This window comes from Algoriphagus zhangzhouensis, assembly GCF_900148515.1.
Lineage (GTDB): Bacteria > Bacteroidota > Bacteroidia > Cytophagales > Cyclobacteriaceae > Algoriphagus > Algoriphagus zhangzhouensis.
This window is the reverse complement of the sequence record NZ_FRXN01000003.1, coordinates 13,610-39,441: the sequence shown is the minus strand read 5'-3', so window position 1 is coordinate 39,441 and position 25,832 is coordinate 13,610. Positions and strand designations below refer to the sequence as shown.

16 protein-coding genes are annotated in these 25,832 nt (G+C 38.2%); 10 read left to right on the top strand and 6 right to left on the bottom strand.

What is annotated here, in order from left to right:
• Nucleotides 1-21: 21 nt before the first annotated feature.
• The 4 genes from BUF13_RS10475 (at nt 22) to BUF13_RS10460 (ending at nt 10,334) form a co-directional block, all read left to right on the top strand.
• Nucleotides 22-2,430: an ABC transporter permease gene (locus BUF13_RS10475; RefSeq protein ID WP_073571767.1), complete on the top strand. Its 2,409-nt coding sequence runs from the start codon at nt 22-24 to the stop codon at nt 2,428-2,430.
• 373 nt (nt 2,431-2,803) lie between these two features.
• Complete coding sequence (locus tag BUF13_RS10470; protein WP_073571766.1) at nt 2,804-5,248, top strand: ABC transporter permease; 2,445 nt, start codon at nt 2,804-2,806, stop codon at nt 5,246-5,248.
• Nucleotides 5,249-5,379: 131 nt separating this feature from the next.
• The gene (locus BUF13_RS10465; RefSeq protein WP_073571765.1) at nt 5,380-7,791 is read left to right on the top strand and encodes an ABC transporter permease; all 2,412 of its coding nucleotides are present in this window, start codon (nt 5,380-5,382) and stop codon (nt 7,789-7,791) included.
• 134 nt (nt 7,792-7,925) lie between these two features.
• The gene (locus tag BUF13_RS10460) at nt 7,926-10,334 is read left to right on the top strand and encodes an ABC transporter permease (protein WP_073571764.1); all 2,409 of its coding nucleotides are present in this window, start codon (nt 7,926-7,928) and stop codon (nt 10,332-10,334) included.
• Nucleotides 10,335-10,350: 16 nt separating this feature from the next.
• On the opposite strand, the gene BUF13_RS10455 is transcribed toward BUF13_RS10460, so the two are convergent.
• Complete coding sequence (locus tag BUF13_RS10455; RefSeq protein WP_073571763.1) at nt 10,351-12,645, bottom strand: response regulator; 2,295 nt, start codon at nt 12,643-12,645, stop codon at nt 10,351-10,353.
• 883 nt (nt 12,646-13,528) lie between these two features.
• On the opposite strand from BUF13_RS10455, the gene BUF13_RS10450 reads away from it, so the two are divergent.
• The 4 genes from BUF13_RS10450 (at nt 13,529) to BUF13_RS10435 (ending at nt 17,782) form a co-directional block, all read left to right on the top strand.
• Entirely contained in the window at nt 13,529-14,203 is a 675-nt protein-coding gene (locus BUF13_RS10450) for a 3-keto-disaccharide hydrolase (protein ID WP_073571762.1), read from the top strand.
• A 12-nt stretch (nt 14,204-14,215) separates the two neighbouring features.
• Nucleotides 14,216-15,568 carry a Gfo/Idh/MocA family protein gene (locus tag BUF13_RS10445; protein WP_073571761.1) on the top strand — a complete coding sequence of 451 codons (1,353 nt, stop codon included), beginning with the start codon at nt 14,216-14,218 and terminating at the stop codon, nt 15,566-15,568.
• Nucleotides 15,569-15,783: 215 nt separating this feature from the next.
• On the top strand, nt 15,784-16,458 hold the full coding sequence (locus tag BUF13_RS10440; protein ID WP_073571760.1) for an ABC transporter ATP-binding protein: 675 nt from the start codon (nt 15,784-15,786) through the stop codon (nt 16,456-16,458).
• Entirely contained in the window at nt 16,445-17,782 is a 1,338-nt protein-coding gene (locus BUF13_RS10435; RefSeq protein ID WP_073571759.1) for a TolC family protein, read from the top strand. Before BUF13_RS10440 ends, BUF13_RS10435 begins: the two co-directional genes overlap by 14 nt.
• Nucleotides 17,783-18,052: 270 nt before the next feature.
• Here the strand turns inward: BUF13_RS10435 and BUF13_RS10430 are convergent, their stop codons facing one another.
• The 3 genes from BUF13_RS10430 to BUF13_RS10420 all read right to left on the bottom strand — a co-directional run bounded on the left by BUF13_RS10430 (nt 18,053) and on the right by BUF13_RS10420 (nt 20,544).
• Nucleotides 18,053-18,901, bottom strand: a complete 849-nt coding sequence (locus tag BUF13_RS10430; RefSeq protein WP_073571758.1) for an OmpA/MotB family protein — start codon at nt 18,899-18,901, stop codon at nt 18,053-18,055.
• 183 nt (nt 18,902-19,084) lie between these two features.
• Nucleotides 19,085-19,675 (bottom strand): DUF4136 domain-containing protein, encoded by a 591-nt coding sequence (locus BUF13_RS10425; protein ID WP_073571757.1) that lies wholly within the window; start codon nt 19,673-19,675, stop codon nt 19,085-19,087.
• A gap of 179 nt (nt 19,676-19,854) precedes the next feature.
• Nucleotides 19,855-20,544, bottom strand: a complete 690-nt coding sequence (locus BUF13_RS10420; protein WP_073571756.1) for a DUF2490 domain-containing protein — start codon at nt 20,542-20,544, stop codon at nt 19,855-19,857.
• A 37-nt stretch (nt 20,545-20,581) separates the two neighbouring features.
• On the opposite strand from BUF13_RS10420, the gene BUF13_RS10415 reads away from it, so the two are divergent.
• Complete coding sequence (locus BUF13_RS10415) at nt 20,582-21,163, top strand: uracil-DNA glycosylase family protein (RefSeq protein ID WP_073571755.1); 582 nt, start codon at nt 20,582-20,584, stop codon at nt 21,161-21,163.
• A gap of 14 nt (nt 21,164-21,177) precedes the next feature.
• Here the strand turns inward: BUF13_RS10415 and BUF13_RS10410 are convergent, their stop codons facing one another.
• Complete coding sequence (locus tag BUF13_RS10410; RefSeq protein ID WP_073571754.1) at nt 21,178-22,101, bottom strand: cation diffusion facilitator family transporter; 924 nt, start codon at nt 22,099-22,101, stop codon at nt 21,178-21,180.
• Between the two features lie 62 nt (nt 22,102-22,163).
• Nucleotides 22,164-23,078, bottom strand: coding sequence for an EamA family transporter (locus BUF13_RS10405; RefSeq protein WP_073571753.1), 915 nt, complete (start codon nt 23,076-23,078; stop codon nt 22,164-22,166).
• Between the two features lie 116 nt (nt 23,079-23,194).
• On the opposite strand from BUF13_RS10405, the gene BUF13_RS10400 reads away from it, so the two are divergent.
• Entirely contained in the window at nt 23,195-25,798 is a 2,604-nt protein-coding gene (locus BUF13_RS10400; RefSeq protein WP_073571752.1) for an alkaline phosphatase D family protein, read from the top strand.
• The last annotated feature ends 34 nt before the right edge of the window (nt 25,799-25,832 follow it).

Genomic DNA, 25,832 nt, shown 5'->3' with positions numbered 1-25,832 from the left:
CTCAATTTTTAATCTTCTCCTATGCTGAAGAATTATTTTAAAATCGCATTCCGAAATCTCAAAAAGTCCATTTCCAATACTTTTATAAACCTGTTTGGGTTGGTTTTGGGGATTTCGGCGGCCATGCTTTTGGCAACAGTCATTTATTTTGAGTGGTCTTATGATCGCTTTCAACCTGCATACGAATCTACTTATAGAATCAAAACTCAGGATGAATATACAGATGGGCTTGAATTTACTCCTGGTATTCCTGCTCCTTTTTCATTGGAGTTGATGACTCATTCGGAGCTTTTTGATAAAGTAGTTCCTATAGTGGGAGATTGGGAGGTTCAGTTGACTGTAGAAAGGGATGGAGACTCGGATAAATACCTTTCTGACCACATCTTCTTTACAACACCGGATTATTTGGACCTTTTTAGCCTTGAGTTTATTTCTGGAAATCCATCAGATTTAGAGAAGCCAGATCAGGCATTTCTATCGGAGAAAATGGCCGAAACGATTTTTGGATCTTCTCAAGCAGCGCTGGGTGAAACTTTTCAACTTCTCAATGGAGTAGAGTTGTCAATTGCTGGAGTGTATAAAGACCAGCCCATGAATACAAATTTCGGCACTGACGTTTTTATTTCTTTTGAATCCTTGATATCTCATCAGGAGGAGTTTGGTTATAATTTTGAAGAGTGGGGAAGCACCAGTTCCAATTTTCAGGTGTATGTTTCTCCCAATCAGGATATGAGCCTTGCCCAAGTTGAAGAGGGATTATTGGCTTTATCCAAAAAGCATTTTGAAGGGCGCGGGAATTCCATCAGAACCCATCATTTACAAGCTTTGAGTGATCTTCACTACAATGCGGATTTGGAGCCTTTGAGTGGTCCAGTAGCCAGAAGGGCTACGATCAAGACCTTGATGCTGATTGGAATTTTTATCCTGATTATGGCCTCGATCAATTATATCAACTTGACTACTTCCAGAGCAATTGGAAAGAGCCGTGAAATCGGCATTCATAAAGTGATGGGCAGTTCTAGATCTCAATTGATCAAGTTGTCCCTTACCGAGACCTTTATTTTGGTGAGTTCTGCAGCAATTATTTCTCTGGCTGTAGTTCATTTTGCTATTCCTTTTCTTTCTAAAGTTTCCAATATTCCAGAGGAATTCAATGAGATTCCAGGGGTGGTATATGGCTTATTGGCTGTATTGGTTATCACAGTCACGGTCTTGTCAGGAATGTATCCTGCCTTAGTGGTTTCACGATTTGAACCGATCCGTGCCTTGAAATGTAAAGTTCAAACTGCTCAGTTGGGAAATGTTTCTTTGAGAAGGGCTTTGATGTTGGTTCAGTTTGCGATTGCTCAAGTTTTGATGATTGCGACTTTGGTAGCGATCCAGCAGATGAATCTTATACAGAATGCTGATTTAGGCTTTACAAAAGATGAAGTTTATTTGGTCGAATTGGAATCTGAAAACCCAGAAAATCCAAGGAACAAAAGCTTTAAGCAAGAATTAATGCGAATTTCCGGAGTCAAATCGGTGAGTTTGGCTTCTGACCCTCCAGGATCGGGTAATAATTCTGCAACCAATTTCAGTTATGACAATAGTTCTGAAGATGTGCCTTATCCGGTTTTCTTGAAACTAGCCGATCATGATTACTTTGAGAATTTCGATATGAATTTTTTAGCTGGTGGTGGATATGCCGAAAGTGATACAGCCAGAAAAGCGGTCATCAATGAGACATTGGCAAGGGATCTGACTCAGGGAAATCCAGAAGATGCGGTAGGGAAAACCATCCGAATGGGGAGAAGTGATTGGTTGGAAATCACAGGCGTTTTGAAGGATTTCACTCCAAATTCACTGAGAGAAGAGGTGAAACCTATGATGATTACCACCTGGAAGGATCGTTATTATTATGCTACCATAAAATTGGAAAAAGGAACCACAGGTGCAACTTTGGCTCAAATAGAAGATTTGTATAATAACTTTTATCCGACCAAGATTTATTCAGGAAGATTCTATGATGAAATGATCGGTGAATTCTATGAAAGTGAAGAGAAGTTGGCTGCGGTCTTTAAGATTTTTGCTGGGATTTCTCTCATAGTCGCTGGGTTGGGGCTATATGGATTGGTTTCTTTCTTGGTAAGTCAAAGGGTCAAAGAAATTGGGATCAGAAAGACCTTGGGAGCTTCAGTTTCTGAATTGACCCTTATGATTTCTAAGGAGTTTGTTGTGATGGTAGCCATTTCATTCTTAATCTCAATTCCGATTGCCTATTATATGATGCAGAGTTGGTTGGAGACATTCGCCTATAAGATCCCTATTTCGATTGGATTGTTTTTGCTTGTTCTGATTATATCGGTGATTTTGACAAGTTTGACTGTAGGATCGAAGGCTGTTCAGGCGGCTTTGGCCAATCCTGTAAAGAGTATTAAAAGTGAATAATTTCTCAATTGAATGATTGTGCGAGAGCGAACAATTTTGTTCGCCCTTTCAAAATCAAAAATTTAAAAAAGCCCTTATTCATCCAGTTTAGGGGCTTTTTTTATGGCACCAAAGTGGAATAAATAATTTTGGTATCAAGAGCCAAGTATCAAGAATCAAGAGCCAAGAACCAAAAACAGAGATTCAAAATTCACGAGATTGGAGATCTGAGAATAGAGAAAGAGGAAATGGGACATTGATGGGGAAAGTGAATCAATATAACCTTACAATATTCCAAATTTGAACCCTTGCACCTTTGAACTTGTGAACCTATTGAATAATTGGACTGAATTTTCCAATTTTTCAATTTTGAAATTTTCCAATCTTATAAACCATGCTGAAGAACTATTTTAAAATTGCTTTTAGAAATCTCATGAAGTACAAGCTTCATACAGGGATCAATATCATTGGATTGACCTTGGGATTGGGTGTGAGTATTTTGATTTTCTTTTTTGTCCAGTTTGAATCTAGCTATGATAATTTTCATGCAGACAATGACAAGATTTTTAGATTGAGAAGGTTTGAAGTGGTAGATGGAGAAAAGACTTTTTCCTATTCGACTCCAATTATAACAGCACCGACTTTTGCCTCTGAGTTTCCGCAGGTTGAAGCCACTACTCGATACATCGGTGGTGCGAGTCAAGCCTATTTGGACGAATTAACCACTGAGAATCAAAATTATTCCATGGTGAGTCCCGAGTTCTTGGAAATCTTTGATTTCAAACTGATAGAGGGAGATAAAAGCAAGGTTCTTCAGGATAAATTCGGAGCAGTCATTACAGAGGATGTAGCTAAAAAATACTTTGGAGACAGCAATCCTATTGGTAAATCCATTCGGATGAAAATGGGTGATAATTTTGAGGAGTATCAAGTGACTGGATTACTAGAAAATATTCCAGGCAACTCCAGTTTACAGTTTGAAATGCTGATTAATGATCAGAATCTTGATTTCACAGTCGATGAATTTGGGAAAAACAACTGGTTTCATGTATTTGGAGATACTTACCTAAAGGCCAATGACCCATTAGCAAAGGCCTCCATAGAATCTGGTTCTATTCCAATGATGAAAAAGGTTCTCGGAGAAGAATACGTAGAAGGGGAGTACTTATGGGAGCTTCAACCCATGTCAGAAATTCACCTGACTGATGATGAGATCACAGGAATGGTAGAAACTACCCGTCCAACCTTACTTTATATCCTTGCTGGAATTGCCTTTTTGATTTTATTGATTGCCTCTATCAACTTTACCACAATGGCCATTGGTCGATCAGTGACTCGAGCGAAAGAAGTGGGAGTTAGGAAAACCATGGGAGCAGGTTTTAGTCAGTTGATGTTCCAGTTTTTGACTGAAGCCTTGTTGACCACTTTGATAGCTTTGGTTTTAGGCTTGATGGTGGCTGAATTGCTTGTACCGACTTTCAATAGTTTGTTTGAGAAGGATTTGGATTTGGTTTACCAACCTACTCAAATTGGGATTCTGATCGGCCTAGTTATTTTGATTACCGCAATGGCTGGTGCATATCCTGCATTTTTTATGTCCAATCTTCGGCCGATTAAGGTATTGAAAGGGAATCTATCTATCCGATTTGGAAAGCAAGGCTTGAGAAAGGGTTTGGTGGCATTTCAATTCTTTATATCATTTCTGTTGATCGCCTCAACATTGATCATGGTGAATCAAATGAAAGCTATCAGGGACTATGATTTGGGCTTCGATAAAGAGATGGTGGTGATTGTGGATGTGCCTGGAGTTTCCGGATTGGATTTAGTTCAAAATCTGGTGGATGGATTTGAAAATGCCGAAACCTATCGTCAGGCTTTGGTGGGAAGATCTGAAGTTGAGTCTGCAGGAATTTCTATAGCGACCTATGGGGATGAGTCTTTCTGGGATAGTGGATTTGAAACCAATGAAAAAGAGCAATTTAATTTCCGAGTAAGCTTCGTTGGAGGAGATTATTTCAAATCTATGGGTTTGGAAATGGCAGAAGGAAGGGCTCTTAACCCTGATATAGGAGCGGATAGTAGTGCATTTGTTATCAATGAAACTTTTGCGAAAGCCATGAATTGGGAGGATCCATTGGGCGAAATGTTACCAAACTCCGAGTTTGCACCTCATCAAATCGTTGGGGTGGTTAAAGATTTCAATCATAACTCACTTTACAAAGAAATTGAGCCATTGCTTTTGGCAAAAAGTCCCAAATTGTTGTTTAGCGGAATCAATACTTTGATGATCCATGCAGCTTTCAATCCAAAGGTTTTGGTGAAAGGAAGCGGAACTGATTTTGAGACATTCAAAAGTGTATTGGAAAGTGAATGGGGAAAAGTTTTTCCAATGGAATCCTTCAGTTTTAGCTTTATGGATGAAAAGGTCCAAAACCAATACAAAGCAGATGAGCGCTTGGGTAAAATGGTCTTTTTTGCAGCTGGAATTGCTATTCTGATTGCCACTATGGGCTTGTTTGCGATGGCAGCTTTGAGTATTGCCGGAAGAACCAAGGAGATTGGAATCAGGAAAGTGTTGGGAGCCTCAAGCTTAAGTATTTCCTGGATGTTCAATAGAGAATTCCTTGCCATTACTGTTGCTGGAGTTTTGATCGCCTTGCCTTTGAGTTTGTACCTGATGCAAAGTTGGATTGCCCAATTTGCAGTGAAAGACTGGCCTTCCTGGATCAATTTTGTACTTCTTGCCATTCTGGGAATAGGATTTACTTTACTGATCGTTTCTGCTCAGGCATTTAGAGCGACTCAGATGAATCCTGTGAAAACATTGAAAGACGAATAAAACTAGATCCATGAGTCGAGATCTAAGATAAAAGAGATTTGAGATTAGAGATTTGAGAACAGAGATTAGGAAACAGGAGATTAGAATTTGATCGAACTTTCCAGTATTCAAACTATATAACCAATGCAGCCATGCTAAAAAACTACTTTAAGATACTTTGGCGAAAGCTATGGAGTGACAAAGTGAATTCTTTGATCCATATTGGTGGATTGGCTGTGGGGATTAGTGCGGTGATGATTTTGTTGATTTATGTTCGATTTGAACAAAGTTTTGATGCAGATCTTCCTGAGTCCGAGCAACTGTATAGAGTAAATCTTACTACTCAAACAGATGAAGATTTTGTGGAAACTGGATCGCGTACATCTCCTGGTATAGGCGAAAATATTCTCAAAGAAGTCCCGGGAGTGGAAGCATTGAGCAGGGTCGTTATTTTGGGTGAAGTCATCGCTGGATTTCAGGATCAGTTTATTCGAGAGGAGAGCATTTTCCTAACCGATACCCAGTATTTTGATTTTTTTGATGTGAAAATGCTTCATGGGAAAGTATCGACCATGAATGACCCAATGCAGGTAATGATTTCAAATCAAATCTCAGAGAAGATTTATGGCGATGAAAATCCTGTTGGAAAAACTTTGCAAATCAATAGTACCAATTTTGATGGGACAGTAGATTTTCAAGTAGCTGGAGTGTTTGAATCTCCAGCAAGCAATCGACATTTGAGACCTGAAATCTTGATTTCTTACGCTACTTTGCATCAGTTCATAGGCAAAGAAATAGATCAGTCTTACGATTGGGTCAATCTCTACACTTACCTTAAAGTAAACTCTGAGGCTTCCATAACTGATTTGGAACTAGCGGCCAATGAAAATTTGCAAAGGCACTACGGAGAAGCTTTGGAATCCAATCATTCCAAATGGGATTTAAGCCTTCAGTCTGTTTCTTCGATTCATACCAGCTTGGAAACTACCGGAGAATATGAGAAAGGGACTGATGGGAAAAAGCTATCATATTTTCTTTGGATAGGCCTTTTTGTGCTGCTGATGGTTTATTTGAATTCCATCAATATTTCCAATGCCAAAGCCTTGAATAGGGCTAGAGAAATTGGAGTACGCAAAGTCTCAGGAGGAAATAAGAAACAGCTGTTTTTTCAGTTCATGTTTGAGAGTTTAGCACTCAATTTAATTGCGGTAATTATCGCTTCAGTATTGATTGCCTCTTCTGGCTCTCTTTTGAATAATTTATTGGATTTAGGCCTTCCGGCTTCAGATTTTCAGTTGGAGCCAAACTTTCAATTCTTGATAGGTTTTTGGCTGATAGGAACTCTGTTGTCAGGGATTTATCCAGCCGTGGTTTTGACTTCTTTTTCTCCCGCAAATGCTTTAAAAGGCACACTTAAATGGAAAATGAAAAGTGCTTTTTCACGCCCGTTATTGGTAAGTCAATTGGTTTTTTGCCTGATCATTATCGCAGGAGTCCTTACTGTATACAAGCAACTGGAGTTCATGAGAAACCAGCAATTAGGGTTGAGTTTGGAGGATAAATTGGTTTTTAGATCACCGATGCTTTATGTAGAGGGGAGTGGGAACTATCAGGAGCAATTGCAGAATTCTGTCGGCTCACTCAATTCGGTAAAAAAGCTGGCCGCAACCAACGAGATTCCAGGTACTGAGGTATACTGGAGATCTGATGATTTCCATTTGGAAGGAAAAGAAAAAAATGGACTGATGTATACCATGCTTAATGTCGGAGAAGGATATTTTGAAGTATTTGGTATTGAATATTTGGCTGGAAAATCATTTAATCCTGCCTTAGAAAATGGCTCTGAAGCGATCATCAATAGAAAAGCTTTAGAAGCCTTGGGTTTGGAAAATCCAGAAGAGGCTTTGGGACAAACTTTGGCCTTTGGAAACTCTGGAGTACCTATTGTGGGCGTGGTGGAAAACTATAGACAACAGGGAGTGAATGTAGAGGTTGAACCTTTGGTTTTGAATTTCTCAAAACAGGATTTGAAATACTACGTCGTGGATTTTGAGAAGGGAAATGCTGAGATGGTATTAGCAGAAATAGAGGATGTTTTCGAAAAGCAATATGCCAGTTCTCCCTTTGAATATTACTTTCTGGATGAGCATTTTGATAGACAATACAAAAGTGAACAACAGTTTGTGAAGCTTTTTGGATTAGCTTCATTGGTTGCGGTTTTGATTGCTGTGATGGGTATTTTGGGAGTGACCAATCAATTGGTGATCCAGCGAACGAAGGAAATCAGTATTCGCAAAATTTTGGGAGCAAGCCCTTCTCAGATCCTGAATTTAATTTCTGGAGAATATGTGATTTGGTTAGCAGTGTGCTTCTTGGTCGGAGTACCTCTCTCTTATTTCATTTTATCAAATTGGCTGGAAAACTTCCAAATCCAAGTGTCTTTAGGTTGGTGGTTCTTTGCATTACCGGCTATTTCCATCTTGTTGATTTTCGTGTTGACTACACTCTATCAAACCCTAAAGGCCATGTTTGTCAATCCCTCTGAGACACTTAAAAGTGAATGAATTAATTAATACGAACCAAGAATCTAGATTTAAGAACCAAGAGTTAATAATCAAGAATAAAGCGATCTGAGAACTGAGATTAGAGAGCAATTGAAGCGAATTTTCCAATTTTTCAATTTTAGAATTAAACTGTCATGATAAAAAATTACTTTAAAATCGCCTGGAGAAATCTTCAGAGAAATAAACTCAGAACATTTATACATATTCTGGGTCTTTCTATCGGTCTTTCCATCTGCTTTTTGATTTTCAATTTGTTGGTTTATGCCTACAGTTTTGATGGTTTCCATCCGGACAAAGAGCGGATTTTTCGAGTAAACACCGAGGAGAATTGGGGAGGAGATTTAGTTTCATTTTCTGGGACTCCAGGACCACTTGGGGAAGTGATAGATTCAGAAATACCGGGAATAGAAAATAAAGCACGATTGTATACTCTTTGGGAAACGATGGTTGTTTTGCCCGAAAACAATCAGGTGATGGGGAGAACAAACAATGTGACTTTTTCTGATGGTGGATTTTTTGAAATTTTCCCAAGGACTTGGCTGGCTGGAAATCCTGAAACTTCACTTGAGAAACCTTATTCGGTAGTGATTGCTGAATCAGTGATGCAAAAGTACTTTCCTGGCAAAGAGCCTTTGGATGTTTTGGGTAGTGAGTTGACCTACATTGATACCGATACAATTCGTGCTGAGGTAACAGGGATTGTTGAAGATTTTAAGAAAAACTCAGATTTGATTTTCACTGATTTTATTTCATTCAGTACTATTGATTCTCAGGAAAAGAAAGAGTGGTTTGGTCTTCATTCTTGGACTAACCTCAATTCTAGTTCACAATTATTTGTGAAGACTACAGCAGGTGTTTCAAAAGCTCAAATAGATGAAGCTTTTGGACCATTGGCTGAAAAAAATTATAAGGATAAAGAAGAAACGGATATCAATTTCTTTCTGGAACCTTTAGCAGAAATTCATTTTAATGATAACTATGATAACACGACCATTTCCAAGACTTTTTTAAATGGATTGATTTATATAGGGTTGATTATCTTGGCTTTGGCTACTTTGAATTTCATCAATCTGGAAACTGCTCAAGCCATGGGCAGAGCAAAAGAAGTTGGAATCCGAAAATCATTGGGAGGGGTACGCGGTCAATTGATTTTTCAATTTTTGTCAGAAACCTATCTGATGGTAATCGGATCCATGCTTGTTGGGATTGCATTGGTTGAAGTTTTAAAAGTGACATTTGCCTCTTATTTACCTGTGAAATTTGCAGTTAATTACCTTTCAGGAGTCAACCTTTTATTTTACATCCTTTTCCCAATTCTATTGACTGCTTTGGCAGGGATCTATCCTTCATTAGTCCTTTCAGGTTATAAACCTCAAAGAGCTTTGAAAGGTGAGCTTTCAACTTCCAGAGGCTTTTCTTTGGGTGCATTTATGAGGAAAAATCTGACAATTCTTCAATTCTCATCTTCTATTGCTTTTATCATTTTGGTTTTGGTGTTGAATTACCAAATCAAATATGTGACAAGCCAACCCATGGGTTTTGATAAGGATTTGGTGATGTATACAAGATTGCCTTTTATGTCAGGTGAGGATAGAATGGAATCCCTAAAGGATCGAATGCTTCAAGAAAGTCAAGTTTCCTCAGCAAGTTTGAGTGGAAGTTTGGTTTCATCTGGTAGTTTGTGGACTTCCGATGTTGGGATTCCCGTAGACACCACTTTCAAAGAATTTAACATCCAAGTGATGAATGTGGATTCAGCATTTATCAGGACTAATGGAATACCGCTTATCTCAGGCGTTCCCGGTCATAATTTATCTGATGAGGTTTTGGTCAATGAGAGATTTGTGGCTGAGGCCGGATATTCTTCAGCTGAGGATGCGATAGGAAGGGAAGTTAGGTTTGGTGGCGAAATCAGAAAAATTGTTGGTGTCACGGGAGATTTTCATTCTCGAACCTTGAGGGAAGAGGTAAGACCTTTACTATTTACCATTAACCGACCTTATTTTAGCATCCTTTCCGTAAAGCTTCAAAATGGGCAAAACCTAGCTTTGGCGAGAGAAAATTTGGATAGGATTTTCCGCGAAGTTTACCCTTATGAAACTGCGTCTTTTCAATTTCTAGATACTGAAATGGATAAGTTTTACCAAGAGGATTTAAGAATCAGAAACGTGCTAGGCTTTGCCTGTATTCTTGCCATCTTGATTTCTTCGATGGGTTTGTTTGGATTGTCTTCGTTTACTATTTCTCAACGCTTGAAGGAAATCAGCATCAGAAAAGTATTGGGAGCTACCATCCTGCAGATTTTGGGGATGATCTCCAAGGAATATGTGATTTTGGTTTTGATCTCCTTTGCAATCGCTATTTACCCTGCCTATTATTTCTTAAGGGATTGGTTGAATGGTTTCGAATACCGAGTGGATATGCCTTATTTCTTATTTGCGCTTTCCGGGATAGGAGTATTGTTGATTTGCCTTTTGATAGTAGGAGCGCATTCCTTTGTGGCAGCACAGTCCAATCCGGCTAAAGTATTGAAAGATGAATAAATGGAACAGGGGTAACTTAAGAAGTTACCCCTGTTTTTCTTTTTCCATATTCAATTACTGTCCTTTTGAAATAATCAAAATTAAAGGGTTTAGAGATCACCAGTTCCATTCCAACAGATATAGCTTTTGAAATAACTTGGTCTGCCTGTAAAGCTGTCAATGCAATAACGTTGACTTCTGGATCAATTTTCTTTATCTCTTTGCATGTATCAAATCCATCCATTTCAGGCATATTAATATCGAGTAGGATTAGATCATACTTTTTTTGTTTGACAAGATCCAGGGCGATAGCTCCGCTTATTGCTGTATCACAGGTTGTATTTGTGATTTTTTTGACCTGCTTCTTAGATACCAGAAGATTCAATTCACTATCATCCACAACCAAAACATGGATTGGATGCATTGGCTCAATGAAAGGAATTTCATCTGTGCGATTGAAGGATGATTGAGCGATATCAAAATCTATTTCGAAAGAGAAAGTTGTCCCTTTGCCTATTTCAGATTTTACGTCTATTTCAGAGTTGAATTTCGCTAGGTTCTCTTTTACTACAAATAGCCCCAAACCAATCCCTTTTTCGAAATTTTGATCGTTATTACCTCGATAAGCATCGAAGATTTTTGAAATTTCTTCTGGAGCTATCCCTTTTCCAATATCAGAAATTTCAAACCTGATACTTTTCTTTTGATTAGGGATTTCTCGCGTTTCATAGGCCTCAAACTTGATAGCTCCTCCAGTATCACTGTATTTTAATGCGTTTTGGAGAAGGTTCATAAATACTTGATCCAACAATACACGATCAAATAAGAGTTTGTTTTCTTTTATGGATTGGTCGAATCTCCCAATTATGGTAACTCCCTTTTTGTCAGAAAATAGCTCTATAGCAGTGATGTTATTTTCTAGGACCTCAAATAGGTCATGTGGTTCATTAACAAGTTTAACTTCTCTGAAATCGAAACTGGTAACTCTTAAAATGTTACTGATTAAGAGCGACATATATTTCGATATTACTTCAAGAGTATTAAAGTCTTCTTTGACTTTTCCATTGAAATCACCTTCACTCTTTATTCTTTCTACTATACCAGAAATCCCATAAACAGGTGTTTTTAACTCATGACTGATGATGGAGAAGAATTTATGTCTTTCTTCATCTACTTTCAAAAGTTCAATGTTTGCATGGATTAAGTCTTGGTTGATAGACGCTATTTTTTTACTAGAAGCTTTGACTTTTTGTGAATGGAAAAAAAGAAATCCTAAAATGAAAAGAATCAATATCATGATGAGCATAAAATAGTGCTGTATCTGTTTATTCTTTTCATTGATGTCGAGAAGGTGACTCCTTTCACTTTCAAATTTTGTCATCAAGCCAATAGTACTACCAGTATTGGATAGTGCAACCAAATATTTAGAGATTGCTTTTTGCTGGTAATCGTTTGCTAGTTTGGAATAAAAAAGCGATTTGCCAATTTCACCCTGATCTTCATAAAAAGTAGATTTCTGAGAGTTTAATAGGGATAGCTTATTAAAAGTATCATCATTTTTCTGTAGATAATATTCCAAGGAGTCCTGGTTCATATTTAACAAAATCTGGTAACCATCTTTTACTTTTTCTTGATCCTTTGATTGTGTGTAGCTGAACCCTCTGAAAAGATCAAATTCATATTGGAATGATTTGAATTCACTTTCAAGTTTGTTATTTACACTATCAGGCCAATTTTTGGGACCATGGATATCAAGAGTATGATAAATTGAATCGGTGAAATTTTCCAATTCTTCAAACTCAGAATTTTTATAAGCAGCATTGATAAAAACTAGAAGGTTTTTGAAGTAAAGTGAGTTTTTGAATTCGTATGAAATGTTCGTCGCTCGAGTGAAAAGACTGTCTACTTTGTCGTAAGATTGATTGAAATAATAAGATTCAAGAAGATTATGAATCATGTATAATTTTTCAAACTCATACCCATATTCTTCAGCATACTTTAGTGCGATCTCAAAGTTTTCACCTGCAGCTTCGAAATTTCTGGTAAGGAGATGGACAATTCCCAAATGGTTATAATTTCGAACGAATCTAAGTGAATCGCCATCTTTCTTAGATTCCTCAATTGCATTTCTAAAATACCCTATAGCTTCAACAAGATTATCTTGAGTCAAATGATTATCTAAGTATTCATGATCTTTATCTAATTTCTCATTATTGGTAGTTTTCTGATGAGAAAAAGAGTTGAAACAGCTTAAGGTTACTAAAAGAGTAGTAATTACAACTTTAGCTGAAAATAATAGGAGAGGTAATTGAAAGTAGACTTTTAACTTCATAAAGAATGTCAATTGTTTAACCTTACATTGACTTTAGTAAAGAGCTTAAATAATCGTTTTTTCGATTTTCAATACTCGTAATATTCCGTTTGTATATGCTTTTCTTCAGTTTGTCACAATCCTGTAAGCCAGAATTGAAGTATTAAATGATATTAGTGATATAGGAATATTTTGCGGTGATAATTGTAATTTATCTCGAAAATTAGAGATTAATATTGAATTAATCTAATAATAAACACATAGTTGAATGAGCCTAGCTTCGCGTTTTTTTAATTCAGGCTACTTTTTGATTTTAAAGTGCGTAAATAATTGAATTTTAGAAGGTTTTTTTATTGAAAAAAATATAGTTCAGATGAAAAAGTATAAAAATTATCTAAATCGTTTTAAGCTTTAAAAATTTGCTAATTATTTTATCGGATTAAAAATATCTTATATAGCTCTGAATATTAATTGATTGGGCTTGATTTTGGATTTACTGCTTTATTAGGTTTGAAATGGCTATAGAAATTAAAGGTTCAACTTGAATTTGTATTATTTTAATAATTCAAACGTTTGCATTGTCGATTTAGGAATTTTTTGAACTTAATAAATAGTGTTTTTGGATCGGTATTATCGAGTTCAGTATTGCAAACGGTTTTTGTTTCAAATCTTAATCTTTTAAGGGTTACTTGAAGATTAGTTTTTATTCTCATGCTCCTTTATTCATTCGATTCTTTCGTTGAGAACATATTTTTCAAAAAACATGATAGATGTTCTAAAAAACAGAAAAACCACTCATACTAAATGAAAAAATTTTAATAAGTCTCATAGTAGAAAATTCATCTGAGACCCTTATCTTGTCTGGAAGTTTTATTTTGAGTTCAATCCAAATCCCTTTTTTTCTATGCTGAATAAATTAGTAAGTGCCATAGTTACCCTTGCAGTTTTTGCAATTCCCCATTTTTCCGCTTTTGCACAAAGTGCTGGAAATGAGTCGGGTTTTACGACCCTATTCAATGGAACCAATTTAGATGGCTGGGTAGGCAATAAGTCTTCATACAGAGCTGAAGATGGGATGATCGTCATTGATCCAAAAGGAACTGGTGGGGGTAATCTTTATACAGAGAAAGAATATGGAAATTTCATCCTCCGATTTGAGTTTCAATTGACTCCAGGAGCTAATAACGGATTAGGTATCCATGCTCCTTTGGAAGGTGATGCTGCATACGTGGGGAAGGAACTTCAGATTCTGGACAATACAGCAGAAAAATATGCTACGCTTCATGAATATCAATATCATGGCTCGGTTTATGGTGTCATTCCTTCCAAAAGAGGTTATTTGAAGCCTGTTGGTGAGTGGAACATCGAAGAGGTAATCGTTGAGCATCCAAAAATTAAAATCATTCTCAATGGTGAAACTATCCTGGAAGGTGATTATTTGGAAGCATCTAAAAATGGAACTTTGGATGGGAAAGATCATCCTGGATTGCAAAGATCTTCGGGCCACATTGGCTTTTTGGGCCATGGAGATGTAGTCCGCTTCAAAAACATTAGAATTAAAGAATTATCGTCAAAATAATAAATCCTAACAATGAGTAAGAAAATAGTTAGCATAGACCGTAGAGACTTTGTCAAGAAAAGTGGTATTGGTTTGCTAGGTGCGGCATTGGCACCTTCTCTTTTATCTGAATTGAAAACCGCAAATGGTAGAGTTAGAACAGCTCACATTGGTCTAGGAGGTATGGGTATGGCTGATTTGAAAGCCATTTCATCTCACGCTGCAGTAGATGTGGTAGCGCTATGTGATGTGGATTCTAAAATGCTTGCAAATGCGACAGCTTTGTTCCCAAATGCTAAGACCTATGCAGATTATAGAGAATTGCTAAAGGAAATGGAAGATGAGATTGATGCGGTTGTTGTTTCTACTCCTGATCATACTCACGCTCCAGCATCTTTAATGGCAATGCATATGGACAAGCCTGTCTATTGCCAGAAGCCTTTGACTCACCATGTGTCAGAAGCTAGAGAAATGAAGAAAGTAGCAGAAAAGAAAAACTTGATCACGCAGATGGGAATTCAGGTTCACTCTTTCTATGACTATAAATTGGCGACTCTTTTGATTCAATCTGGAATCATTGGAAAAGTGCACACTGTACGTGCTTGGTCTCCTAAAAACTGGGGAACCGATAAGCCTACACCGGTAGGGAGTGATCCGATTCCTGCTAATTTGGATTGGAACCTTTGGCTAGGAACAGCTCCTGAGCGTCCATTCAAAGAAGGTGAATACCATCCCGGTAACTGGAGAAAAGTGTTGGACTTTGGTTGCGGTACTTTGGGTGATATGGGGGTTCATATTTTTGATACACCTTACAATGCTTTGCAACTGGACGTTCCTATGACGATTAAAAACGAGTGTCGTCAACCAACTGGTTTTGGTTTCCCTGAGCACAATACTGTGACTTATGAATTCCCTAGTACTCCTTATACAGCCGAAACCTTGAAATGGGTATGGTATGATGGAACAGGAGCTCCTGCAGCTCATGAAGATCTGAAATTGCCAAATGGCGATAAGCTTCCTGAGCAAGGTGCGATGTTTATGGGAGAAAAAGGAAGATTGTTGCTTCCTCACTTCCAACAGCTTCCTCGCTTGATCGTAGAAGGCCAATACAAGGAAATGGATATCGAAAAGTTCAACTTGGGTAAGCCTGTGAAAGATTACGATGCCGAAAGTAATAAGCACTACCATCAGTTTGTGGATACTATCCTAGGAAAAGATGAATGTTCTGCACCTTTCTCTTATGCGGCTCGTTTGACTGAGACGATTCTATTGGGTGTGATCGCAGGAAGATTTCCTAATCAGACTTTGCATTGGGATAGTGCAAAAGCAAAATTCGAAGAAAAAGAAGCCAACCAGTACTTGGATGGTAAATACCGAAAGTTCTAAAATAGTCAATTACCTTTCGTCCGCCAGCGAACAAAAATGTTCGAGTAGCGGATAGGGTAAAGTTCTAAAAAATGCCTCTGGAGCGAATTCAGAGGCATTTTTTTATGGCATGGAACTGGGTCAATGGAGGAGGAGAAATTATGTTCTCATGAAAAGTCTACAAGAGGGAAGACTTAGTATAAATCTTACAAAAATCATCTCATTATAAACAGCGAATGATTCAGCTAAAAGAAATCGATAAGTTTATCGAATCCAGATTCCAACGGATTTTTATCCTCAAAGGGGTAAATCTTACTATAGAGGAGGGAGAGTTTATCACCCTGATGGGACCAAGTGGTGCCGGCAAATCCACACTTTTGAATATCCTCGGCTTATTGGATGAAGACTATTCAGGCGAGTATTTTTTTGGAGAAAGAAACATTAGAAAAATGCGCGAGCGAGACCTTTCCAATCTCCATAAATCTGAATTTGGATACATTTTCCAAGCTTATCATTTGATTGATGAGTTGACCGTGTATGAAAACATTGAAACTCCACTGTTGTATCGAAAAGTATCTTCTAATGAGAGAAAAAGCATCATTGCTGATCTGTTGGATCGATTCAATATGGTAGCTAAGAAAGACCTTTTTCCTGCTCAGCTTTCTGGAGGTCAGCAGCAATTGGTTGGGATAGCTAGAGCTATTGCAGGTAGACCGAGAGTACTTTTGGCTGATGAGCCTACAGGAAATCTACATTCCGGACAGGCGAAAGAAATCATGGAAGTGTTTCAGGAGCTTCACAGAGATGGAACCACGATCATTCAAGCTACCCATGCTAGGGAAAATGCAGACTATGGCACTCGATTAATCAATTTATTTGACGGAAGAATAGAAAGTGATGAAGCTATTTAAGTTAGGGTTCGCACTAGGTGCGATGATTTTAGGTTCGACGGGAGTTTTTGCTCAAGATACTTTGAGATTGAATTTCAATGAAGCTGTCGACTTAGGTCTAAAGGCGAATTTGGATTACCAGATTCAGGAAAACAATATGAATGTTCTCAAAATAGAGAAACAATCTGCATTGCTTTCCCATTTGCCGACTGTAGGTATAAATTCAAATCTGGGACAATTGAAAGGGCAGCAATCTCAGCTTGTTGAAGACCAGATCGTAGTCACTAATGTGACTAATAAAACGGTTTCGGCCAATTTGAACGTCAATATGCCGATTTTTAACTCTGGTAGAAGGATCTTGGATACCCAATCGGCCAATCTTGCCTATTTGGCTGGTGAAAAAGGAATCGAAAGGGCAAAGCAATTGGTGATTTTCGATGTCGCCAGAAGATACTTGCAGGTTTTGCTGGATCAGGAGCTGCTAAGAATTGCCAAAGAGAATCTTGAAAATCAGAATGAAGTTCTTCGACAAATTGATGGTTTCGTGGATGCCGGACTTAGAACTGTTTCTGATCTATATAACCAACAAGCTGAGGTAGCGAGATTGGAATCGGTGAAAGTTGATGCTGAAATTGCATTGGAAAATGATATCTGGCTTTTCGCGGAGTATTTGCAATTGGAAGTGGGAACAATACCAGTATTGGAAGCGGTGGATACTGGTTCTGGAACTCGTGAATTCCAAGATTATGAATTGTTGGAATTAATTGAGATTGCTGAAATAAATCGTTCTGACAAAGCCCAAGCTTTACTATTAAAAACCTCCTATAAAAAGGATATGCAAGCTTTGAAAGCGATGTATTACCCAAGAGTCAGCGCATTCTATAATTATAACACCTATTATACTTCTTTGGTGGAGGAATCGTTCAATAAGCAGTTTTGGGATCTATATCCACAGAATGTTATTGGAATAGGGATAAACATTCCAATTTTCACCAATTTCCAGACTCGTTTGAATGTAGCAAGAGCTAAGGCGGTTTACAAAAACCAGATCTTACAGGAAAAGTCTACTGATAGAAAGGTGTTTCAGGAAGTGAAACTAGCTCATCAGAATTATCAGGCCGCAGTAAGAAAGGAGTTTAACTCTCAAGTTCAAGTGAAGGCTGCCACTGAAGCAAAAAATGCTATTCAGGAGCGATTTAGATTAGGGCTTTCCAATTTTGTGGATTTGTCCACTGCCAACCAGCAATTTGTAGCTTCACAGGCAGATCAAGCTCAAGCTATTTACACGCTTTATTTTCAAGATGTGTTGATGAGATATGCATTGGGAACACTTTCCCTTGATTAAAAAACTTAACCCATCATAACCAAAAAAAGCAAGCCCCAGAAAGGCTTGCTTTTTCGATTAGCTATTGTGGTAGATTTTTGATTTTTAAACCCGGATTTTGCAATAGGATTCGTTATGAAGGCATTAATTGCAAGAAAATCAGACTGTTTGGAAACTGAGGCATAGCATCGCTATGGTGATCCCGAAAGTTGTCGGGATGAAAACAGCAATGTAATGACTGATTTTGAAGCAATTAATGGATTAAATAGCATTGCTATTGCATATTTCGGGTTATAGCATCGCAAAGAACATGTCCAAATCTGGAATCAAGACGATTCTTGTTCTTCTATTGATAGCCATATTTTCTGGAGTATCATTAGCTACGATAGGCATATAGCTAGCACGTCCTGCAGCAATCATTTTCTCTGGCGCTACATTGTAATCTTTTTGAAGTGCTCTTACGATAGAGGTAGCTCTTTTTACTGAAAGATCCCAGTTATCTTGAACTACTGCAGTCTGGATGGTTCTTGGATCAGTATGTCCCTCGATCATAACTTGGAGACTTGGTTCGGCATTGATAACCTCAGCTAGTTTTTTCAATAATGGATCCGCTTTGCTGTTGATTCTATAAGAACCGGTGTTGAAAAGCAATTTGTCAGAAACAGAGATCATCACAACAGTTTGATCAATGTCAATCTGAACATCATCTTCTTCACCATCTACAGTGGTTTCAGTGATGTTTTGCTTTAGGTTATATTCTACGGCTAGATTCACTGAATCTTCCAAAGTTCTTGCTTGGGACAATTTGTCTGGATCAACTTTGGCAAGAGTTTGGTTCATTTTCTCCTTGGAATTCTTGGAGATCACGGTTCCTTCCTGGATGGAATAAAGTGAGTTGTTGGTTTCGCTCAATGCCTCATTTGTGTCCCTAAGAGAGTTGATTCTTGCATTATACTCAGCAACTCTAGCTTCGATAGCAGCCATTTTTTCTTCCAATTCGGCTTTCTCCTGATTGGTTGTAGCCAATTCTGTTTGGGTTCTAAAAAGATTACTTTCCAATTCTGTATATTTCTTTTTAGAAACACAGGACACCATAACTGATGCACTGAGGATACCTGATAAAATCAAAGAATTTTTCATAGTTAAATAATATCTAGTTTTGATATTCTTTGATCCAAAAGAGGCGCCATCCTAAATCCATTACGGTTGAAATGTGTTTAAATAATTGAAAATCAATTGATTAAATATTTATCCAATAAAAAACCCAGTCTAGGACTGGGTAGAAAGGATTTCATAGATTGGGGAATCGCTCCCCAGTTTTACTTATTCCATATAGCGATTGACCACTTTAAATTCATTCATTACGCGATAGGCAGCACGTGTGATGTCGGATTGAAAGTTTGGTGAGTTGAAGTCAAATTGAGCAGCAGTATATCCTTGCCAGATAGTATTGCCACGCTTTGAGTCAATGACATAGATTACCAACATCCCGTTGTTCTCTTTGTACTTGACCATATTATAGGTCTCATCTTTTTCAAGCTCCTTCTCGTCTTTGTCTTCTTCTTCGACTTCCACGATCTGGGCCCCAGTTCTTTTGAGCCAATAATCAAATTCAGGCTGAACATATCCTCTATATCGGATAGAGTCTGTGAATATTTTGTAGCTGACCAAGAGATCCGGCTTTTCAGTCTTCTCTCGGAATCCTTGGGAGCCCAACCTTGCGCCGATGGTTGCATTCAGAACAGGAGTGAGCATTGTCGAGTCTGGGATTGTTGGCTCAACAAAAGCAAAAGTCTTGTATCTCTTAAATGATCCCTGGTAATTGTAATCGTATTCGGTAATATAGTCCTTTTGGGTGAAGCAGCCGGAAGCTGCCAAAAGGAGAATTAGCAGACAGATAGTAGAGTTTTTCATGATTGGCTGGTTATAGTGATATGTATAGTGAATAAACGAGGTTAAAGGATCAACTGGATTTAAATTCAATTGTTTTCCAAATACTTGATATTCAATCTAATCAGTATAATTTATCAAAAAGTATCCACAAATAATAATGAATACAATTACCATTTTTTCACAAAATGATTTCTGAAAGCCTATTTCCGGTTATAAAGTTGGTGAATAGCCGAAAACTGAAGCTGAGCTTTGCTGCCCTTGTTGAATTTTTGATCCATAAAACCAATCTGAATGGCCAGATTGGGGCTTAATCGAATTCCTAGTCCTAGATAAAGTCTATTTCTGTCAAAATAGGACACCTTACCTTCCAAAGTTTCCCCGTTGATAAAAAGCTCATCATAAAGTTGGACATACCAACTTCCTTTCTCAGCCAAACTTTTAGAATTAAGAGGAACATTAATAAAAATGGCATACCGAAACCTAGTTCTAAATTCGATTGACTCGGTCCATCTTTGCTCATATCGATAACGGTGCATTATGCCGACTCTACCTACACTTTGTCTTAAAATTGCTTCTTGGTATAGCCTGTTTTCGCTATATGGATCAGATATCTCTCCAGGTATATCGGAAGTTATGTTTCCGTATCCTATCAAGAAACTAGCCTTTCCATCCTTTAAATTGTATTGCAATCCAGTTCGAAGGAGTAATTGCTCCAAGTCACCGATAATGTTATGGTTTCTATATTGAATCTCCCCATGAATTGCCCAAGGACTTTCTCGAAATCGAAAGTTTCCGAAATACATATACCAGGCCCCTAATTCAGGATTTTCTTGAGCATTGATTGAAAAACTAGTAGAAAGGAGAATTACAAAAAGTATAAATTTCTTCATAGGTTTAATTTAACATAATTATTAGGTATTTGTCTAGATGAGTGATTTACAGCAGCTATTGGAACAAGTTCGGAAATGTGATATCTGTAAAGCAAACCTTCCGCTGGGACCTAGACCAGTGGTGTCTATTCATCCCGAAAGTAAAATTTTAGTAGTGGGGCAAGCGCCTGGGACCAAAGTTCATGCGACAGGAATTCCCTGGAATGATCCAAGTGGAGATGAATTGAGAAAATGGCTGGGTGTGGATCGGGAGACATTTTACAATCCTGTGCTATTTGGTATTATGCCCATGGGATTTTGTTATCCGGGTAGGGGGAAAGGTGGGGATCTTCCTCCGAGAAAAGAATGTGCTCCACAATGGCATGAATCTCTAATTAACCATATGCCTCAAGTGAAATTGATTTTATTAATTGGGAGTTATTCCCAAGCTTATTACCTCCAAGGCAGGAAAAAGACTCTGACTGAAACGGTAAAAAACTTTGAAGAGTATTTGCCTACATATTTCCCATTGGTCCATCCTTCTCCAAGAAACAGAATGTGGATGAGAAGAAATCCATGGTTTGAGGAGGTTGTGGTTCCTGTGCTAAGGGATTGTGTAAACCAGATGATAAAGTATTAAATGAGAATGGTTGCTTAATGAGAATGTGCATTTTCAGAATGATCATGTTCATGCTCCTCCAAAGCGCATTCCTCATTGGAAAGCTCCCATTCAATGGTATAATGTCCTAATGGATATTCCTTTAGTATCTTTTGAACTTCCAACTTGGTTTCTGATAGTTCTCGAAGATCATTGATTTCCTTTAATTTGATATGGGCAGTAAAGACATGGTTGGCTCCCTCTAGTGACCAAATGTGCACATGATGAAGGGATTCAACATTCGGCTGAGAAAGGATATCAGTTTTGATTTTGTCAAGAGAAATATTGGATGGAACCGCTTGAAGAAAAATATAGATCGTCTCTTTCAAGTTTCTGACCACATTCCAAAGTATAAATGTAGAAATGGCTAGTGAAAGAACCGGGTCAATCCAAGGGATATCAAAGAAAAATAAAAGAATCCCTGCTATCAAAACTGCAACCCATCCCAATACATCCTCCATCAAATGCCAGCTGATTACTTTTTCATTTTGAGAGTTACCATGACTGACTTTCCAAGCTGCATAACCATTTACTGCTACTCCCACAATTGCAAAAAGTATCATGCCAGTAGCATTGCTCGGTTCTGGATTGAAAAGTCGTTCTATGGCTTCTTTAACAATAAATACAGATCCAATTATCAAAACTAATCCATTGATAAGGGCTCCTAAAAGGGAGAATCTTCCATACCCGAATGAAAAATTGTCATTTGCCTTTTGTTTCGATTTGATGTCCAATCCCCAAGCCAATCCCAAAGAGAGGGAGTCCCCCAAGTCATGAATTGCATCTGATAAAATTGCAACCGAATTGACATATATGCCTCCGATCAATTCTAGTATGGTGAATCCAAGGTTGAGGAAAAATGCAAGTTTCAGGTTGCCAGATCCGTGAGTATGATCATGATGGGAATGAGAATGCGCCATAGTTTGCTATTTGAAACCTAAATTAGCAAAAGAGGGCTGCAAGGGAATTGCAGAAAGAAATCTTATAGGTGGATTTCCTTAGGCTTAGTCGCAAAAGTCAATAAAACTATCGTGGATAAAATCAGGGCTGTTCCCATCCAATCCATCAAGCTAAAGCTCACTCCTAACCAAAGAACGGCCATGATTGCTGCAGCCAAAGGCTCTACGCTACATAGGAGAGAAGCAGTTTGGGCTCCAATTTTTGGCACCGCACTGAGGAAAAACATAAATGGAATCAAGCTTCCAAAAAGAATAATGTAGGCGAAAACTGCAATAGTACTTGCATCCCAAATGCCATCAATTTGCCAAGGTTGGAGAAATACCGAAAGGATCAACCCTCCAATCAACATAGCCCATCCCGTGATACTGGCGGCGGAATACTTTTTTAGAAGCTGAACAGGATAAATGGTATAAAAGGCCAAAGTGATTGCTGAAATAATTCCCCAGAAAAAAGCTCCTTCCGAAATGACTAATTCATTCCAGTTGCCATGAGTCACTAATAGGAAGGTTCCTGCTACTGCAAAAAACATCGAAGCAAATTCAACCAAAACGGGCCATCTTCTAAACTTGATGGCATAAAAAGAAACCACGAAGACAGGACCGATATACTGCAAGACAGTGGCTGTAGCAGCATTGGAAAGTTTGATGCTGTAGAAATAGGAATATTGAACAGCTAACATTCCGAAAATACTGAAAACCAGTAATTGAATCAGGGAGCTTTTGGTCTTCCATATTTCAAAGGTCTGTTTTCCTTTCTTGAAAAGTTCATAGCTAACCAATAAGAGGCCAGCAAGCATCAACCTCCAACATACCAACCAAGAAGGATCAATCGCTTTATATTCAAAAAGGTATTGGGCACAATTTCCTGAAATACCCCAAAAAATGGCAGCAGATAAGGCAAGGATCAGACCCTGAGTAGTTTGAGAGCTTTTGATCATTAGAATTAAAAATTCATCGAAAATAAGGGATGTTGGATTATTTTTAATAGTTTTTTTAACGGTATAAAATACTTAGGCTATTTGACCTATTTTTAAGATTCAATTACCATTAAATTATGAAGAGAAGATCAGCTGTAAAGACTATAGCTCTTTCCACTTTAAGTAGTGCATTTACATTTCCTGTTCAGGCATTTTCTGGATTGAAGGAAATCATTTCCGAAGATCAGCACACCTATAAAAGTAATTGGGAAAACTGGCCAGATATGAAATGGGTCGGTCCTGAATACTGGGGTAACAGGCTTCAGGATTGGGAAATTGTGAATGGAAAAGCCCAATGTGTCATTTCTGGACCCAACAGAACTCTTCATATTTTGACTCATCAATTGGGAGATAAATTAGTTTCTTTCAATGAATCAGTCAAAATCTCCTGGTTGAATAAAGAATTGATAGGTGAAGGAAATGCTTTTGTTGGTTTCCGTTTAGGTGCCAAAGGGAAATTTGCAGATTATCGATCCTCAGCAGTTTTTGGAGAAGGATTGGATGTGGGGATAAATGGACTAGGTAAACTTGTCGGAAATGATTTGGAGTCAAAAGAAACTTTGGACTTGAATCAAGAGATAGAATTAGCTCTGGTAGCAAGCTATCAAAAGGGGAAATACATGCTATCATTATCAGCGAAGCCTCAGAAAGGGAAATCTGTAAAACTTGAAATCGCTAGCATTGAGCCTCAGATTTTGGAAGGGAATATCAGTTTGGTTGCCCATGCATCCAAGGATAAAAGCGACGAGTCAAGTCCTTTGGTAGCCTTTTCTGATTGGTCTTTTGAAGGAGAGAAATTGACTTTTAATTCAAAACAGTTTTTTGGACCGATTTGCTTTTCTCAATACACCTTGCATCAAGGTACATTGAAGTTGACTGCTCAATTGGCTCCGATAGAGAAAATAGCTGACTCCAAAGTCTTTTTAGAAATCAAAAATGATTCTGGCTGGGAAAAAGTAGGAGAGGCTACTATTCAGCCAATGGCCAGAACTGCCAAGTTTAGAATTGAAAATTGGGATAAAGGAAAGACCGGTTACAGAGTTGGGGTTTCGATTCCTTTGAAAACAGGGGTAGAAGATTTCTATTATTATGGTGAAATCGCGAAGGAGCCGGAATCTTTGGAAAATCTCAAAGCAGCTGTTTTCAGTTGTAATGCGGACTACGGATTTCCTGATGAAGAGGTAAGTATCAATGTTGCCAAGCACAACCCTGAGATCGCCTTTTTCTTGGGAGATCAATTCTATGAAGGAACAGGTGGTTTTGGTATACAAACGGGTCCTTTTGAAAAGTCAAGTCTGGACTATTTGAGAAAATGGTACATGTTCGGGTGGTCCTATCGAAATATCTTTAGAACAATTCCTTCTGCATTCATTCCAGATGATCATGATGTCTATCATGGCAATGTCTGGGGAGAAGGAGGAAAAGTTGCACCAACTGATAAAGGATGGGGATACATTGCTCAAGATCAAGGCGGATATAAAATGCCAGGTGAATGGGTAAATATGGTTCAGGAAACGCAAACCAGCCATTTGCCAGATCCTTTTGACTCTACGGCGATCAAGCAAAACATTGGAGTTTATTACACAGAATGGGTTTATGGAGGTGTCAGTTTTGCGGTTTTGGAGGATAGGAAATTCAAATCTGCTCCTAAAAATGTCCTTCCAACTGAGGCAAAGGTTCAAAATGGATTTATCCAGAATCCAGATTTTGATATCAAAAAGCAGTATGATATTGATGCCACCTTACTTGGGGATAGGCAGTTGAAATTTTTGGAAAGCTGGGTGGAGAATTGGACTCCTGATACACAAATGAAGGCGGTTTTATCCCAAACCAACTTTTGTACAGTTGCCACATTGCCAGAAGGAAGCTTGATCGATGAGATTGTACCGAGATTACCTATTCCAGAGAAAGGGGAGTATCCGGCTGGCGATGCACCTACGATTGATATGGATTCCAATGGCTGGCCACAAAAGGGAAGAGATAAGGCGGTGCGGATAATCCGTAAAAGTCATGCTCTTCATATTGCTGGAGATCAGCATTTGGCAAGTACTGTTCAATATGGAGTAGACGAGTATAGAGATTCAGGATTTGCCTTTGCAGGACCTGCTTTGAATAATTTATGGCCTAGAAGATGGTGGCCAACAGTGGATGCCAGTCATCGATCCATTCCGGGCAAGCCGAAGTATACTGGTGATTTTGAGGATGGTTTTGGGAATAAAATGACAGTTTATGCTATTGGCAATCCACATAAAACAGGATTGGAACCTGCTCGAATCTATGATAGAGCAACTGGCTATGGAATTATCACATTTGATAAGGAAAATCAAAAGATGAAGATTGAATGCTGGCCGAGATATGTAGATCCAATTCTAGATCCTAATGGACAATATTCAGATTGGCCAGTGGAAGTTTCTGTGGAAGATAACTATGGAAAAAAGGCAATTGGTCATCTGGCGGAAATTGCTGTTGTTCCCAATGCTAAATTTCCATTGCTATCAGTAATTAATGAAAGGACGGGTGAGTTGGAATACAAAAGGAGAATCCCTGCGAGGGGATATAAGCCAAAAGTGTTTACAGATGACTCTTTCACGATCATCATCGAAGATCACGATTCAGGTCTTTTGGTTGAAAAGAAAGGATTGAGAATCAGTACAAACTCAGAAAAACTTGAAGTGAAATAAAAAAAGAGGGCTAACAGCCCTCTTTTTGTTTTTA

Coding starts and splice junctions, on each gene's coding strand:
- BUF13_RS10475 (WP_073571767.1), top strand. CDS start 22: ATGCTGAAGAATTATTTTAAAATCGCATTCCGAAATCTCAAAAAGTCC.
- BUF13_RS10470 (WP_073571766.1), top strand. CDS start 2,804: ATGCTGAAGAACTATTTTAAAATTGCTTTTAGAAATCTCATGAAGTAC.
- BUF13_RS10465 (WP_073571765.1), top strand. CDS start 5,380: ATGCTAAAAAACTACTTTAAGATACTTTGGCGAAAGCTATGGAGTGAC.
- BUF13_RS10460 (WP_073571764.1), top strand. CDS start 7,926: ATGATAAAAAATTACTTTAAAATCGCCTGGAGAAATCTTCAGAGAAAT.
- BUF13_RS10455 (WP_073571763.1), bottom strand. CDS start 12,645: ATGAAGTTAAAAGTCTACTTTCAATTACCTCTCCTATTATTTTCAGCT.
- BUF13_RS10450 (WP_073571762.1), top strand. CDS start 13,529: ATGCTGAATAAATTAGTAAGTGCCATAGTTACCCTTGCAGTTTTTGCA.
- BUF13_RS10445 (WP_073571761.1), top strand. CDS start 14,216: ATGAGTAAGAAAATAGTTAGCATAGACCGTAGAGACTTTGTCAAGAAA.
- BUF13_RS10440 (WP_073571760.1), top strand. CDS start 15,784: ATGATTCAGCTAAAAGAAATCGATAAGTTTATCGAATCCAGATTCCAA.
- BUF13_RS10435 (WP_073571759.1), top strand. CDS start 16,445: ATGAAGCTATTTAAGTTAGGGTTCGCACTAGGTGCGATGATTTTAGGT.
- BUF13_RS10430 (WP_073571758.1), bottom strand. CDS start 18,901: ATGAAAAATTCTTTGATTTTATCAGGTATCCTCAGTGCATCAGTTATG.
- BUF13_RS10425 (WP_073571757.1), bottom strand. CDS start 19,675: ATGAAAAACTCTACTATCTGTCTGCTAATTCTCCTTTTGGCAGCTTCC.
- BUF13_RS10420 (WP_073571756.1), bottom strand. CDS start 20,544: ATGAAGAAATTTATACTTTTTGTAATTCTCCTTTCTACTAGTTTTTCA.
- BUF13_RS10415 (WP_073571755.1), top strand. CDS start 20,582: ATGAGTGATTTACAGCAGCTATTGGAACAAGTTCGGAAATGTGATATC.
- BUF13_RS10410 (WP_073571754.1), bottom strand. CDS start 22,101: ATGGCGCATTCTCATTCCCATCATGATCATACTCACGGATCTGGCAAC.
- BUF13_RS10405 (WP_073571753.1), bottom strand. CDS start 23,078: ATGATCAAAAGCTCTCAAACTACTCAGGGTCTGATCCTTGCCTTATCT.
- BUF13_RS10400 (WP_073571752.1), top strand. CDS start 23,195: ATGAAGAGAAGATCAGCTGTAAAGACTATAGCTCTTTCCACTTTAAGT.